This is a genomic window from Kribbella sp. NPDC026596 (assembly GCF_040638415.1).
In the GTDB taxonomy this organism is placed as follows: Bacteria; Actinomycetota; Actinomycetes; order Propionibacteriales; family Kribbellaceae; genus Kribbella.
This window is the reverse complement of sequence record NZ_JBEZYF010000002.1, coordinates 227,480-242,290: the sequence shown is the minus strand read 5'-3', so window position 1 is coordinate 242,290 and position 14,811 is coordinate 227,480. Positions and strand designations below refer to the sequence as shown.

The window sequence follows — 14,811 nt, the reverse complement described above, 5'->3', positions numbered from 1 at the left end:
TGCCGATGGCAACCAGGCCCGGCTCAGCCTCTGCTCGGCAAGCAGTGGATAACTAGCGCCGGTTGGCGACACTGGAGACATGGAGTACGCCGACCTGTCCGATTTCCTCCGCAAACGCCGCGAGGCCCTGCAACCCGAGGACGTCGGGATGCCCCGCGGCCGGCGCCGCCGTACCCCGGGACTCCGGCGCGAGGAGGTCGCCGCGCTGGCGTCGATGTCGGCCGACTACTACAGCCGGCTCGAAGGCGGCCGAGGCCCGCAGCCGTCGGTCGAGATGCTGGGAGCGATCGCCCGCGCGCTGCGGCTGACGATGGAGGAGCGCGACCACCTGTTCGTGGTCGCCGGGCACGGTACGCCGCCGCGCACGACCCGGGCGTGTCACGTCGACCCGGGGATGCTGCGGATCCTCGACCGGCTGCAGGACACGCCCGCGCTGCTGCTCAACCGGTGCGGTGAGACGCTCGCGCAGACGCCGGCGCACGTCGCGTTCGCGGGGGAGCTGACGAACTTCGAGGGTATGGAGCGCAGCGAGGTCTACCGCTGGTTCGTGCATCCCGAGTCACGGTCTCTCTACCGCGAGCCCGAGCTGTCCACCCACAGCCGGATGCTGGTCTCGATGCTGCGGACGGTCTTCACGGCCGACGGGCCGAAGTCGTACGCCGCCTCGCTGGTCCACGCAGTGCAGAAGCTCAGCCCGGAGTTCGCCGAACTCTGGGACGTGCACGTGGTCGGCGTCGTGCACAGCCGGACCAAGCGGTTCAACCATCCCGTGGTCGGCGAGCTCGAGCTGTACTGCGAGGTGATCGACAACCGGGACCAGCAGCAGACCTTGGTGGTCTTCACCGCAGAGCCGGGCAGTGAAAGCGCGGACAAACTGCGGTTGCTGACGGTGCTCGGAAGTCAGGCGCTCGATCCCGCCCTCTGAGCCGTCGGGCGAGCGAGGGTCAGGGTCAGGCCGAGGCCGAGCATGATGGTCGCGAGGGCGATCGGCAGCAGTACCGAGGTGAGCACGGAGTCGTTCACCGGCGGCTCCTTCGAAGGTCGGTGGCTCAGGGTGACAGCGGCGCGTGGCGTCGGCAAGGTCTCGCGAAGTCCCGGCAGGTTCCGGGACCGCCGAAGCCTTTACCCCACTTACGCCATGAGTTAATTTAAGTTCTGAAATCTCATTGCGTAACTGCTCCGTGACTGAGGGGATCCGCCCATGCCCGCTCGGAAGGTGTTGCCTGTCCTGTTCGCGTTGCTGCTCTGCCTGGTCTCCGGCAGTACGGCGTATGCCCAACCCGCTCGAGCTCAAGCGAACTTCAACGTGCTCGCGTTCTACAGCGGTACCTGGGACGCCGCGCACATCGACTTCGAGAAGGAAGCCAATCAGCGGTTCCCGCAGTTCGGAGCCCAGAACGGCTTCACCTACACGGCGACGAGCAACTGGGACCAGCTCAACAACCTGACGGCGTCGCAGTACCAGGTGGTGATGTTCCTCGACGACTCGCCGCACACCGACGCGCAGCGCACCGGGTTCCAGCGGTACATGAACAACGGTGGCGCGTTCTTCGGCTTCCACGTCGCGGCGTACAACGACGCGAGTGGCGGCTGGCCGTGGTTCAACAACACGCTGCTCGGGACCGGCCGGTTCCAGTCGAACACGTGGGGACCGACCGCGGTCACGCTGAAGGCGGAGAACCGTTCGCACCCGGCGCTGGTGAACACACCGGCGACGTTCCGGTCGTCGGTGAGCGAGTGGTACAGCTGGCAGAACGACCTGCGGACCAACCCCGACATCCAGATCCTGGCCTCGATCGACCCGTCCAGCTTCCCGGTCGGCACCGACCCGGCCCAGACCTGGTACAGCGGCTACTACCCGATCATCTGGACCAACAAGAACTACAAGATGATCTACGCGAACTTCGGCCACAACGCGATGAACTACGAGACCAACACCCGGCTATCGTCCACCTTCGATAGCCCGGCGCAGAACCAGTTCATGATGGACGCGCTCAAGTGGCTGGGTGGCGCCGGTACGACGCCGCCGGTGGACCAGCCGTCGCCGAGCGCCTGGTACACCCTCGCGAACAAGGGCAACGGCAAGTGCGTCGACGCGCGCGCCGCCGCGACCGCCAACGGCACCGTGATCCAGCAGTACAGCTGCAACTCCACGCAGGCACAGCAGTACCAGTTCCAGTCGACGTCCGGCGGTTTCACCCGGGTGAACAACCGCAACGACGCGAGCAAGGTCATCGACGTGACCGGGGTGTCGGCCGCCGACGACGCCGGCCTCCAACTGTGGACCTACAGCAACGGCAACAACCAGCAATGGCAGGCGGTCTCCGAAGGCAGCGGCTACTTCCACCTGGTCAGCCGCCTCAGTACCAAATGCCTGACCGTCCCCGGTGGCTCCACCGCCGATAGCACCCAACTCGTCCAACTCACCTGCAACGGAGGCACGGCGCAGTCTTTCAAGCTGACGATTGCCTGACCATCGACTAGGTTCACGCGCATGAGAATCCTGCGTGTGGCCGCGATGGCGGCAGGAGGTTTGCTGTTGATGTCTCAGCTCGTCCCCGCCCAGGCGAGCGGCAGGCCGTCGTACCAGTGGAACGTGACGCCGACCGGGAGTACGGCGCAGTTCCGCGGGCTGGCGGCGGTCAGCAAGGACGTCGCCTGGGTGGGTGGCACCGAAGGGATTGTGCTGCGGACCGTCGACGGCGGGAAGCACTGGCAGAACGTCAGCCCGCCCGGTGCCGGCGCGCTGCAGTTCCGCGACGTCGAGGCGTTCGACGCGAAGCGGGCATTGGTGCTGTCGATCGGCAACGGCGAGGATTCGCGGATCTACCGGACCGTGGACGGTGGCAAATCATGGACCGAGACGTTCCGGAACACCGACGCGAACGCGTTCTACGACTGCTTCGCCTTCAATGACAACAAGCATGGGCTGGCCTTGAGCGACCCTGTCGATGGCAAGTTCCGGATCGCGGCGACATCGGACGGTGGTAAGTCGTGGAAGGTGCAGTCGAACGCCGGGATGCCGGCCGCGCTGACGGGTGAGTTCGCGTTCGCGGCGAGCGGGACCTGCCTGGTCGCGGGACCGGGCCGGACCGCGTGGTTCGCGTCGGGCGGTGCCGATCGGCCGCGGGTGTTCCGGACCGTTGACGGTGGCAAGCACTGGACCGTGGCGGACTCGCCGATGGCCAGCGGTGAGGCGGCCGGCATCTTCAGCCTCGCGTTCCGCGGTTCGCGGTTCGGGGTCGCCGTCGGCGGCGACTTCCTCAAGCCGACCGAGGCCGTGAAGGCCGCGTCGGTGACGTACGACGGCGGCCGGACGTGGAAGCTGGTCCCGGCCGACAAGGCGCCAAAGGGGTACCGCAGTGGTTCACACTTCGTGCCGTGGTCGCCGTCGACCGTGGTCGCGGTCGGTCCGTCAGGCAGTGACGTGAGCTTCGACGGCGGGCGGAGCTGGAAGCAGTTCTACGACGGTAGTTTCGACAGCGTCGAATGCGCCGGTCACGGTGTCCAGGCGGGCTGCTGGGCCTCGGGTGCGAAGGGCGCGGTCGCTCGGCTCGTGCACTGATCTTCAGACCGGCGACACTCGCTCGTTGTGCGGGTGTCGCCGGTTTTCCGGAAAGATGGGTGCATGCGTAAATTGCTAACCGTTCTCGTGGGGTTGCTGATGGTGGTGCCGAACGTTGCCGCGGCTCAGCCCGAGGGCGGGCGTCCGGCCCGGCCGCTGACCGTGATGACCTACAACATCCACCACGGCGCCGGGATCGACGGGGCGCTCGACCTCGAGCGGATCGCCGTACTGATCGAGACGTCCGGTGCGGACGTGATCGGGCTGCAGGAGGTCGACCGGCACTGGCACGTGCGGAGCAACTGGATCGACCAGCCGGCCTGGTTCGCCCAGCGCCTCAAGATGCACTACGCGTACGCCGCCAACCTCGACCTCCCGCCGGTGAACCCGGGGGAGCCGCGCCGCCAGTACGGTACGGCGATCCTGTCGAAGTACCCGATCAAGGACTTCGCCAACACCCTGCTGCCGAAGTACCCGACCGGTGAGCAGCGTGGACTCGCGGTCGCGTCGATCAAGGTCCGCGGCGCCGATCTGCGGTTCGCGAACACGCACCTGACCAGCAACAACAACGCCGAGCGGCTCGAGCAGGCGCAGAAGGTGGTCGAACTCCTGGGTACGTCGAAGGTGTCGACGCTGCTCGTCGGCGACCTGAACGCGGAAGCGACCGCTCCGGAGATCAAGACCCTGACCGCGGTCCTGAACGACACGTGGACCGAGGTCGGTGCCGGTCCGGGCAACACCATCGAGGCGGGCAATCCGACCAAGCGGATCGACTTCCAGCTGCACAGCCCGGGCCTGCGGCCGACGTCGGCCACGGTCCCGGTCACGCCGGCGTCCGATCATCTCCCAGTAGTGGCGGCGTTCACTCTGCGCTAGTAGTTTCACCCTGCGCTGACAGCTCGTCACACGGCGCTCGTCCGGTCTCCGGACGGGCGCCGTTTGCATGCCGCGAGAATTACAAGCTTGTAGTTTGTCAAGTCGACACACGGGTGCAACAAAGTTACTTGTGTGAAAGGTGTTCCCAATGGGGCTACAGGCAACTAGTGTCACGTGTGTGGTCCACGAGGACCACAAGTTCACGAACCCTGGGGAAGGGGTTCGTGACCGGCGGAAGGAACGATCCCGATGCGGACCCCCTCGAGGGCCAGGTCCGGCGGGCGGGTCGGGAGCACTGGGAAGACCGGCAGGGCGTTGCTCTCCGGGGTGCTCGCGATCTGCTTGGCCGGCTCGATGGCCGTGCATCCTGTCCAGGCCGACGCCGCCAAGCCGAAGCCGCCAGTGATCCCCTCCAAGGCCGCGGTAGAGCGGGCCAAGCAGGCCGCCGCCTCGAAGGCTGCCCGGGTCGCCGCGATCGAGCAGCAGTTGGCCGCCGCGAACGCGCGGCTCGAGCAGCTCGGCGTCCAGTCCGGGATCGCGGACGAGGCGTACAACGGCGCCGTCTACAAGCTGCAGCAGGCCAAGGCCGAAGCGGCCGCCGCGGCGGCGCGGGCGGCGAAGGCGCAGCAGACCCTCGTCACTCAGCGGCAGCAGATCGGCCGGTTCGCGGCAGCGTCATACCAGGGTGGTGGCGATGTGGCGAAGATCGCGCCGCTGTTCACCGCCGAAGGACCGCAGCAGTTGCTGGACTCGGCCGGGGCCGCCCGCTCGGTGTCGACCGCGATGCAGGGGGCGTACCTGCGATTCACGGCGACCCAGGTGGTCACCAACCTGTTCAAGGTCCAGGCCGACCAGGCCGTGGTGAAGGTGAAGCAGGCGACCGACGAGGCCGCCAAGGCGAAGAAGGCCGCCGAGGACGCGGAGGCCGCGCAGGCAGCGGCGGTGACCGCGATGGGTGTGCAGCGGACGCAGTCGATCGCACAGCTCGCCGTACTGCAGAACACGTCGGTCCGGGTGGCCGCCCAGCGGCAGCGAGGGCTCGAGGAGCTTGCGCGACAACGAGCCGCCGCGCTCGCCGCGAAGAAGGCCGCCGAACTGAAGCGGCGGATCGCCGCCCGGGAGGCCGCCGAGCGGGCCCGGGAGAAGGCCGAGGAGGCCCGGGAGAAGGCCGAGCAGGCGCGCGAGGAGAGGGAAGCCCGCGAGCAGGCGAAGCAGAACCCTGGCAAGAAGCCACCGAAGCAGCACAAGCCGGACCGGCCCAGCAACGACAACGGCAACAGTCACGGCACGCGCCGGGGTGCGCAGGCGGCGATCGACTTCGCGCTGTCCCAGCTCGGCGACATGTACCTGTGGGGTGGCACCGGCCCGTCCCGCTGGGACTGCTCCGGACTGATGATGGGCGCGTGGGATCGGGCCGGCGTCCAGCTGCCGCACTACAGCGTCGCGCAGTACGAGCAGGTCCGGCACATCGACGAGGACGAGCTGCGGCCGGGTGACCTGATCTTCTGGGCGCTCAACCCGGACGACCCGGGGACCATCCACCACGTCGCGATGTACCTCGGCAACGGGCGGATGATCCACGCGCCCCGGACCGGCAAGCCGGTGCAGATCGACAGCGTCTACTACTGGGAGCCGCCGGACTTCTTCGGCCGCCCGTGATGAAACGCTTGCGTAGCAGGGCAAAGATCGCGTCCGCGATGTCCTGGGTCCGGCCGGCCGGGAGACGGGCGAGGGATGCGAGTGCACCGTTGGATGCCGCTAGCAACGATGCTCGCAGCCCCGGCCGGTACGTCGCGATGCCCGAGGTGAGCCCGATCGAGCCATCCGGTTCGAGCAACGCCGCGCCGTACTCGCTGATCGGTTGGTAGGCGCCGCTACGGCCTGGCGATGAGGCGGCCGAGGTTCTTGCGGGCGTCGAGGGTTTCGTGGATTCGGGTCACGTCGGTCAATGGGTGGGTGGCGTGGACGATCGGGTGCAGGTCACCGTTCTGCCAGCGGCGGGTGACTTCGGCGACGTCGGCGCGGGCCTCGTCCGGCCGGGCTTGGCGCCAGCCCATCATCGAGACACCGGTGACGGACCGCAGACCGAACAGGCCGCTGGCCGGGACTGTCGGGAGCTCGGTGGTGATCGCGCCGTACGTAACCATCGTGCCGAGCGGTGCGACGAGGTCGAGGCCTTGGTCGAACACGGTGCCGCCGACCGCGTCGAGGACCGTGTTCACGCCGTCGGGGGCGAGTTCGCGGACCTTGGCCGGCCACTCCGGGTCGGTCAGGTCGACGGCTTCGGCGCCGAGCTCCCGGATGAAGTCGAGCCGCTCGGCCGAGGACGCCGTACCGATGATCGTCTTCGGGTCGAAGAACCGGGCCAGCTGGACGGCGAGGTGGCCGACGGTGCCGGCCGCGGACTGGATCAGGACGGTGCCGCCGGCGGGGATCCGGCCTGCTTCGAGAAGGCGGAGGGCGAGCGGCGCGGTCATCGACATCATCGTCGCCTCGCCCGCGTCGGCGTGGTCCGGGATCGGGGCGAGGAACGCGGCGTCGGCGACGGCGAAGTCCGCGAAGGCGTCCTCGGTCAGGGCGGCGACGCGTTGGCCGACCGCGGTGCCGGGTGGAGTGTCCGGGCCGAGCTTGCTGATCCGGCCGACCACATCGCCGGTGAGCGTGCCCGGCAACGGCCGGTCCCAGGGCGTGCCGCCGCGGCGGAGAACGGTGTCGATGGCGTTGGCGCCGATCGCCTCGACCTCGATCAGCACCTGGCCGGTGCCGGGCTCCGGTACGGCGACCTCGTCGAGCTGCAGGACGTCGGGACCGCCGTGCCGGTGGAAGCGCACTGAGCGCATGAGCTGCTCCAAATCGTGGGAGTTATAAATAATGGGAGACTCCCACGATAACGCCGTACGAGTGCTCTGCCAATAGAGTGGGCAGGTGAAGAAGGCGCCGACGCATCGTCTGGCCGACCGGGTGCTGTGGGCGCTGGGGCGGTCGAGTCAGCAGGCGCAGCGCCTGGTCCGGCAGCACATGACCGAGGCCGGCGTCCGGACGCAGCACTACCACGTACTGGCGAGCCTGGCCGACGACGGCGAGGGCGCCCAGGCGACGCTGGCCGACCGGATCGGCTTGGACCGCAGCGATTTGGTCACCCTGCTGGACGAGCTGGAGGACCTGAAGTACGTCGAACGCCGGGTGGACCCGGCGGACCGCCGCCGCAAGATCGTCGCGATCACGCCGGCCGGTGAGAAGCAGCTGATCGCGATGGATCAGCTGATCGTCGCGGCGGAGACGGAGTTGCTGGAGCCGCTGAGCGCAAGCGAGCGCAAGACCCTGCTCGGCCTCCTGCACCGCCTGTCAGGCGACTGAGGTCCATCGGCTGTCAGGCGACTGAGGTCCGCCGCCTCGAGGGGCGGCGGAGGGTCAGTGACCTTCGGTCTTCAGGCGTTCGAAGGAAGCGGTGATCTCGGTCTCGGCGTCGGTCCGGCCGACCCAGGTGGCGCCTTCGACGGACTTGCCGGGCTCGAGGTCCTTGTAGACCTCGAAGAAGTGCTGGATCTCGAGCCGGTCGAACTCCGGCACGTGGTGGATGTCGCGCAGGTGCTCCTGGCGCGGGTCGCCGGCCGGGACGCAGAGGACCTTGTCGTCCGGGCCCTTCTCGTCGGTCATCCGGAACATGCCGATCGCGCGGGCCCGGATCAGGCAGCCCGGGAAGGTCGGCTCGGGGAGCAGCACCAGCGCGTCCAGCGGGTCGCCGTCCTGGCCCAGGGTGTCCTCGATGAATCCGTAGTCGGACGGGTACTGAGTGGCCGTGAAGAGGGTTCGGTCCAGCCGCAGCCGGCCCGTCTTGTGGTCCAGCTCGTACTTGTTGCGGGTGCCCTTGGGGATCTCGATGAAGACGTCGAACTCCATACGGCAGATACTGTCACGGTTCCGACCGACCGATTGACAGGAGCAGCCTGGTGGCCCGTCCTCCCCGTGCGGTGTTCGTCACGCTGCTCGCCATGCTCATGAGCGGGTCCCTCTGTGTGGGGCTGGTGAGCGGTGCACTCGCCGTACCCGGATCAGTGCAGGCAGCTCAGCAGGCGCCCGCCGTCCTGGCGCCCGCGAAGGCCGAGGGGGTCGCACCGACGGCGGCCGGCGTACAGAAGGCGCTCGCCGCGATCCTCGCGGATCCGTCACTGGGCAAGCACCGTGGCATCTATGTATACGACGCCTCCCGCGGCAAGACGGTGTTCTCGGCCGGTACGGCGGTCCCGTTCACCCCGGCGTCCACGTTGAAGCTGCTGACCACGGTGTCGGCGTTGGAGACCCTCGGTGCCGACCACACGTTCACCACGAAGGTGGTGAGTGCGGGCAGTGGTTCGATCGTCCTGGTCGGTGGTGGCGATCCTTTGCTCGCCACCAAGCCCGCAGCGAACGCGGAGTTCCCGACACGGGCCACGCTCCAGAGCCTGGCCGCGAGTACGGCGAAGGCACTGAAGGCGCAGGGTGTCGCCGGCGTCAGCCTGGGCTACGACGCCTCGCTGTTCACCGGTCCGGCTGCCAACGCGAACTGGGAGGCCAACTACCTGCCCGAAGGGATCGCGGCTCGCACGTCGGCGCTTTGGGTGAACGAGGGGCGGCTCTCGCCGGGGATGGCCAAGCGCGCGGACTCTCCGGCGCAGGCTGCGGCGACCGCGTTCGCCAAGCTGCTGGCGGGTTATGGGATCAAGGTGGCGGCGACGGTTCGGGCGGCGACCGCTCCGGCCGCGGCCAAGCCGATCGCCCAGGTGGCGTCGCCGACGCTGGGGCAGATCGTCGAGTACGTGAACCTGCACAGCGACAACGACGGCGCGGAGGTGCTGTTGCGGCACGTCGGTCTGGCGACCAACAACGGCGGTTCGTACGTCGGTGGGGTCAAGGGACTGCGCGCGACGCTCACCAAGCTCGGCCTGGACGTCAGCAAGGCGACGATCTACGACGGCAGTGGGCTGACGCGAGCCAACAAGGTGCCGCTCGAGCTGCTGGCCGGTGCGGTCCGGGTGGCGGCCTCGGAGGACCACCCGGAGCTGCGGCACCTGCTGACCGGTCTGCCCGTCGCGGGCTTCAGTGGCAGCCTCGAGGACCGCTTCGCCGCTCCCGGGACCAGCACTGGCACCGGACTGGTCCGGGCGAAGACCGGCACGCTGACTGGGGTGCACAGCTTGGCCGGACTGGCCCGTGATCGCACCGGCACGCTGCTGGTGTTCGCGATCGCCAGCGACAGTGTGCCGGTACCCAAGACCCTCGATGCCCGGGCTGCTCTCGACCGGGCCGCGGCCGCGCTGGCCAACTGCGGCTGTGCCGTCTGAGGGCCGTCTAAGGACCGTCTGAGGCCGGTCTGAGGGCTGTCTGACGCGGTCTGAGTGCGGGCGCATGTTGGGACATACGACTAGGGTCTGAATATGAGTACGGCGGAAGGCGGGACCACGGCCGACATGGTCGACTGGCAGCTGGCGACCGGAGTGGCGCGCAAGCTGCTGCGCCCCGGGCCGGCGGTCAGCCGCGCGGAGGCGGACCAGGTAGTGGCCGAGCTGCGTCAGTTCGCGGCCGACTCCGAACATCACGTGCGGGAGTTCACCGGACTACAGGCCACCTCGGCGACCGCGCCCGTGGTCATCGTGGACCGGCCCGGCTGGGTGCAGGCGAACGCGGACGGGTTCCGGACCGTGCTGCAACCGCTGGCGGACAAGCTGCGGGAGAAGGCGGAGCGGACCGGCGGACTGTCGTCGGCGGTCGGCTCGCGGGTGACGGCCATCGAGGCCGGTGCGCTGCTCGCTTTCCTCTCCTCCCGGGTGCTTGGTCAGTTCGACCCGTTCTACCCAGCTGAGCCGGATCCGGATCGGCCCGATCTGACTGGTCGCCTCCTGCTGGTGGCGCCCAATGTGATGCACGTGGAGTCCGAGCTGGGCGTCGTACCGCGGGACTTCAGGCTGTGGGTGTGCCTGCACGAGGAGACGCACCGGGTGCAGTTCACCGCCGTGCCCTGGCTGCGGGACCACCTGCGGTCGGAGATCGCGCTGTTCCTGGACCAGGCCGAGCTGGACGCATCGGCGTACGCGGCGATGTTCCGTGAGGCAGTGCAGCGGCTGGGCCGGTCGGTGCGCGGGGAGGCCGAGCTGAGTCTGGTGGATCTGATGCAGTCCCCGGAGCAGCGTGCGGTGCTGGACCGACTGACCGCGGTGATGTCGCTGCTGGAAGGCCATGCGGACTTCGTGATGGACGGGGTCGGGCCATCCGTGATCCCGACGGTGGACAACATCCGGTCCAAGTTCACGTCGCGCCGCCAGAGTGGCAATCCGGTGGATCAGCTGCTCAAGCGGTTGCTCGGGCTGGACGCCAAGCTGCGGCAGTACAAGGACGGTGCCGCGTTCGTCCGCCGAGTCGTCGATCGGGTCGGCATGGACGAGTTCAACCGGGTCTGGACCGGTCCCAACACGCTGCCGACCAAGAACGAGATCGCGAACCCCGATGCCTGGGTCGCCCGACTCCACGGCTGATCCGTCGGGCAAGGCGGCTGCCGAGGAGCTCGTCCAGGGCCGGAGGGGCAAGTTGCACCCGGCGGTGGCGCGCACGCGGGAGGCGGTCCGCGCCATGCTGGCCGAGTTGCCGCACGGTACGACCGTCCTGGTGGCCTGCTCCGGTGGCACGGATTCACTCGCGCTGGCTGCGGCGACTGCCTTCGAGGCGCCCAAGCTGAACCTGTACGCCGGTGCCGTCGTCGTCGACCACGGTCTCCAAGCGGACTCCGCCCACGTCGCGGAGACCGCTGCCGCGCAGTGCCGGTCGCTCGGACTCGACCCAGTCCAGGTGCGGGCCGTCGAGGTGGGCTCCGAGGGTGGCCCGGAGGCGGCTGCCCGGTCAGCCCGGTACGACGCTCTCCGCGACGCAGCGGATGAGCTCGGGGCGGACGTCGTACTGCTGGCTCATACGCGCGACGACCAGGCCGAGACTGTATTGCTGGGGTTGGCCAGGGGGTCCGGTGCTCGCTCACTGGCCGGCATGGCTCCGGTTGCCGGACTGCTCCGGCGACCGTTGCTCGACCTTCCCCGTGCGACGACAGCCGCTGCTTGCATCGCATCGGGGCTGCGCCCGTGGCACGACCCACACAACGACGATCCGCTGTACACCCGGGTCAGAGTCCGCCATGAGGTGCTTCCGGTGCTGGAGGAGGCGCTAGGACCCGGAGTGATCGAGGCATTGGCCCGTACGGCGGGACTCCTCCGGGCGGACGCGGACGCGCTCGACGTGCTCGCCGCGGACCTCGCGGAGACGGCACTCCGCCGTACTGACGATGAAGTGCACTGTGACATCGGGATGCTGGAGGGCGAGCCGGCCGCACTGCGGACCAGGGTGCTGCGTCAGGCGGCGCTGGAAGCCGGTTGCCGGGCCACGGACCTCACCGCGGGGCATGTGGCGGCAGTCGACGCGCTGATCACAGACTGGCGTGGACAACGCTGGATCGACCTGCCACAGGGAGTTCGAGCGGTCCGGCGGACCGGATTCATCGTGTTGGGTCCGGATGTGACAGGCTGAGCCACGTGGATGCGGCGGACATCGAGAAGGACCTGACCAAGATCCATTACACCGAGGACCAGATCCTGGCGAAGCTGCGGGAGCTGGCGGGGCGGATCGAGCAGGACTACGAGGGCAAGGACCTGCTGATGGTCGGCGTCCTGCGTGGTGCGGTGATGGTGATGGCCGACCTGGCCCGGTCGTTCAGCCGGCACGTGGAGATGGACTGGATGGCCATCTCGTCGTACGGCTCGGGGACCAAGTCGTCCGGTGTGGTCCGGATCCAGAAGGACCTGGACACCGACATCACCAACCGGCACGTGCTGATCGTCGAAGACATCATCGACACCGGGCTGACGCTGAGCTGGCTGGTCAGCAACCTGGAGTCACGCAAGCCCGCCTCGCTGGAGCTCTGCACCGCGTTCATGAAGCCGGACGCGGCCAAGATGCGGGTCCCGGTGAAGTACGTCGGACTGGACCTGCCGGACGAGTTCGTGGTCGGTTATGGTCTCGACTACGCGGAGAAGTACCGGAACCTGCGCTGCGTAGCGACGCTGGCCCCGCACGTCTACTCCTAAGCCCTCCCGCGGGGCAGACTTGGTGACGGCCTGTACAACAGGTCGTACCGTCTATTGGTGACCCTCGTGGTGTGTTGTCTTGTGCGACACGAGACACTTGGACTGGTTGTACCGTCTCAAGCCCGCATTCCCGGGCCTGCCGAGCTAGGAGGGACGGGGCGTAGGCCTCGATCATGGACGTGAAGCGCATCTTCCGAGGACCCCTGTTCTGGATCGTCGTCGCCTTCCTCGGCGTACTGGTGATCGGACAGCTCCTGACCGGCTCGACCGGCTACAAGACCGAGCCCACCGGCCAGGTCGTGCAACTGATCCAGCAGGCCAAGTCGTCGAGCGACAAGACGATCAAGTCGGTGACGCTGATCGACCCCGACCAGGAGATCCGGGTCGAGAAGACCGATGGGACCAAGGTGCGGGCGCACTGGGTCGACGGCCAGGCCAACACCCTCGGCACCGACCTGCAGACCCTGTTCCAGGACGGCAAGATCGAGCGGTACGACGTCGAGAACCCCAAGCCCAGCTTCATCGGCCAGGTGTTCTCCACACTCATCCCGTTCCTGCTGATCGCGGTGGTCTTCATCTTCTTGATGAACTCCATGCAGGGCGGCGGATCGCGGGTGATGAGCTTCGCCAAGTCCAAGGCCAAGCTGATCACCAAGGACACTCCGAAGACCACGTTCGCCGACGTGGCCGGCTGTGACGAGGCGATCGAGGAGCTTGGCGAGATCAAGGAGTTCCTCCAGGAACCCGGCAAGTTCCAGGCGGTCGGGGCGAAGATCCCGAAGGGCGTGCTGCTCTACGGCCAGCCCGGTACCGGTAAGACGCTGCTGGCCCGCGCGGTCGCCGGCGAGGCAGGCGTGCCGTTCTACTCGATCTCCGGTTCGGACTTCGTCGAGATGTTCGTCGGTGTCGGTGCCTCCCGGGTCCGCGACCTGTTCGAGCAGGCCAAGACGAACGCCCCGGCGATCGTGTTCATCGACGAGATCGACGCCGTCGGCCGGCACCGTGGTGCGGGCCTCGGCGGTGGTCACGACGAGCGCGAGCAGACCCTGAACCAGTTGCTGGTCGAGATGGACGGCTTCGACGTCCGCGGCGGTGTGATCTTGATCGCGGCCACCAACCGGCCCGACGTGCTCGACCCGGCGCTGCTGCGGCCCGGCCGGTTCGACCGGCAGATCGCCGTCGACGCGCCGGACCTGCCCGGTCGCGCCCAGATCCTGAAGGTGCACGCCCGCGGCAAGCCGATGGCTCCGGACGTGGACCTGACCGCCGTCGCCCGCCGTACGCCGGGCTTCACCGGTGCCGACCTGGCCAACGTGCTGAACGAGGCCGCGCTGCTCACCGCCCGGAACAACCAGCAGGTGATCGACAACCGCGGGCTGGACGAGGCGATCGACCGGGTCATCGCCGGTCCGCAGCGCCGCAGCCGGCTGATGTCGGACAAGGAGAAGGTGCTGACGGCGTACCACGAGGGCGGGCACGCCCTGGTCGCCGCCGCGCTGCCGCACTCCGACCCGGTGCAGAAGGTGACGATCCTGCCGCGGGGCCGCGCGCTCGGCTACACGATGGTGATGCCGGACGAGGACAAGTACTCGACCACCCGTTCGGAGATGCTGGACAAGCTGGCCTACATGCTCGGTGGCCGCGCGGCCGAGGAGATGGTCTTCCACGACCCGACCACGGGCGCCAGCAACGACATCGAGAAGGCGACCGCGCTCGCCCGTGCGATGGTCACGCAGTACGGCATGACCGAGCGGCTGGGCGCGATCAAGTTCGGCTCGGACGGCAGCGAGCCGTTCCTGGGCCGCGACTTCGGCAGCCAGCGGAACTACTCCGAGGAGATCGCGGCCGCGGTCGACGAGGAGGTCGGCAAGCTGATCCTGAACGCGCACCAGGAGGCGTTCGACATCCTGGTCGAGAACCGCGCGGTCCTGGACCACCTGGTCGAGGAGCTGCTGGAGAAGGAGACCCTGGACAAGAACGAGATCGCCCGGGTCTTCGTCCCGGTGGTCAAGCGGGAGCGGCGGCCGGCCTGGACCGGTTCGTCCACCCGGGTGCCGTCGGACCAGCCGCCGGTGATGCCGGTGCCGACCCGCGCCGAGCAGAACGGATCGCTCTCCGATGTCCTGCCGGGCGGTGTGGTCGGCCCGGACGAGGCCGTGCGGCCGCCGAATTACGGCAGCGGCCCGACCCCGCCGTCGCCGCAGGACAGCTGACAAACCAGCGCCGCCACCCGATCGGGTGGCGGCGCTGCTGTCTGTGGTCCCGCCT

General features: G+C 68.4%; 14 protein-coding genes. 11 read left to right on the top strand and 3 right to left on the bottom strand.

Features of this window, described 5'->3' with window-relative positions; translation table 11 throughout:
- Nucleotides 1–79 precede the first annotated feature (79 nt).
- Nucleotides 80–925: a helix-turn-helix transcriptional regulator gene (locus AB0E63_RS02725; protein ID WP_360360253.1), complete on the top strand. Its 846-nt coding sequence runs from the start codon at nt 80–82 to the stop codon at nt 923–925.
- Here the strand turns inward: AB0E63_RS02725 and AB0E63_RS02720 are convergent.
- A complete protein-coding gene (locus AB0E63_RS02720) occupies nt 901–1,023 on the bottom strand; it encodes a hypothetical protein (RefSeq protein WP_360360250.1) in 123 nt (40 codons plus the stop codon). The two genes, AB0E63_RS02725 and AB0E63_RS02720, sit on opposite strands and share 25 nt — an antisense overlap.
- A 178-nt stretch (nt 1,024–1,201) precedes the next feature.
- Here AB0E63_RS02720 and AB0E63_RS02715 point away from each other — a divergent pair, with 178 nt between their 5' ends.
- The 4 genes from AB0E63_RS02715 (at nt 1,202) to AB0E63_RS02700 (ending at nt 6,100) form a co-directional block, all read left to right on the top strand.
- Nucleotides 1,202–2,473, top strand: a complete 1,272-nt coding sequence (locus AB0E63_RS02715) for a ThuA domain-containing protein (RefSeq protein ID WP_360360248.1) — start codon at nt 1,202–1,204, stop codon at nt 2,471–2,473.
- A 21-nt stretch (nt 2,474–2,494) separates the two neighbouring features.
- Nucleotides 2,495–3,565 carry an oxidoreductase gene (locus tag AB0E63_RS02710; RefSeq protein ID WP_360360245.1) on the top strand — a complete coding sequence of 357 codons (1,071 nt, stop codon included), beginning with the start codon at nt 2,495–2,497 and terminating at the stop codon, nt 3,563–3,565.
- Between the two features lie 63 nt (nt 3,566–3,628).
- A complete protein-coding gene (locus AB0E63_RS02705) occupies nt 3,629–4,441 on the top strand; it encodes an endonuclease/exonuclease/phosphatase family protein (RefSeq protein WP_360360242.1) in 813 nt (270 codons plus the stop codon).
- A gap of 249 nt (nt 4,442–4,690) precedes the next feature.
- A complete protein-coding gene (locus AB0E63_RS02700; RefSeq protein ID WP_360360240.1) occupies nt 4,691–6,100 on the top strand; it encodes a C40 family peptidase in 1,410 nt (469 codons plus the stop codon).
- A 215-nt stretch (nt 6,101–6,315) separates the two neighbouring features.
- On the opposite strand, the gene AB0E63_RS02695 is transcribed toward AB0E63_RS02700, so the two are convergent.
- On the bottom strand, nt 6,316–7,281 hold the full coding sequence (locus AB0E63_RS02695) for a zinc-binding dehydrogenase (RefSeq protein WP_360360237.1): 966 nt from the start codon (nt 7,279–7,281) through the stop codon (nt 6,316–6,318).
- Nucleotides 7,282–7,366: 85 nt separating this feature from the next.
- Between AB0E63_RS02695 and AB0E63_RS02690 the strand changes: the two genes are divergently transcribed.
- Entirely contained in the window at nt 7,367–7,798 is a 432-nt protein-coding gene (locus tag AB0E63_RS02690) for a MarR family transcriptional regulator (RefSeq protein ID WP_360360234.1), read from the top strand.
- Between the two features lie 54 nt (nt 7,799–7,852).
- On the opposite strand, the gene AB0E63_RS02685 is transcribed toward AB0E63_RS02690, so the two are convergent.
- On the bottom strand, nt 7,853–8,341 hold the full coding sequence (locus AB0E63_RS02685) for an inorganic diphosphatase (RefSeq protein WP_360360231.1): 489 nt from the start codon (nt 8,339–8,341) through the stop codon (nt 7,853–7,855).
- 50 nt (nt 8,342–8,391) lie between these two features.
- Between AB0E63_RS02685 and dacB the strand changes: the two genes are divergently transcribed.
- The 5 genes from dacB to ftsH all read left to right on the top strand — a co-directional run bounded on the left by dacB (nt 8,392) and on the right by ftsH (nt 14,756).
- A complete protein-coding gene (gene dacB / locus AB0E63_RS02680) occupies nt 8,392–9,762 on the top strand; it encodes a D-alanyl-D-alanine carboxypeptidase/D-alanyl-D-alanine-endopeptidase (RefSeq protein WP_360360228.1) in 1,371 nt (456 codons plus the stop codon).
- 93 nt (nt 9,763–9,855) lie between these two features.
- A complete protein-coding gene (locus AB0E63_RS02675) occupies nt 9,856–10,950 on the top strand; it encodes a zinc-dependent metalloprotease (protein WP_360360226.1) in 1,095 nt (364 codons plus the stop codon).
- Nucleotides 10,922–11,986, top strand: coding sequence for a tRNA lysidine(34) synthetase TilS (gene tilS / locus AB0E63_RS02670; protein ID WP_360360223.1), 1,065 nt, complete (start codon nt 10,922–10,924; stop codon nt 11,984–11,986). The genes AB0E63_RS02675 and tilS overlap by 29 nt, the downstream gene beginning before the upstream one ends.
- A gap of 5 nt (nt 11,987–11,991) precedes the next feature.
- The gene (gene hpt / locus AB0E63_RS02665) at nt 11,992–12,543 is read left to right on the top strand and encodes a hypoxanthine phosphoribosyltransferase (protein ID WP_360360220.1); all 552 of its coding nucleotides are present in this window, start codon (nt 11,992–11,994) and stop codon (nt 12,541–12,543) included.
- 173 nt (nt 12,544–12,716) lie between these two features.
- A complete protein-coding gene (gene ftsH, locus AB0E63_RS02660; RefSeq protein WP_360360217.1) occupies nt 12,717–14,756 on the top strand; it encodes an ATP-dependent zinc metalloprotease FtsH in 2,040 nt (679 codons plus the stop codon).
- Nucleotides 14,757–14,811 lie beyond the last annotated feature (55 nt).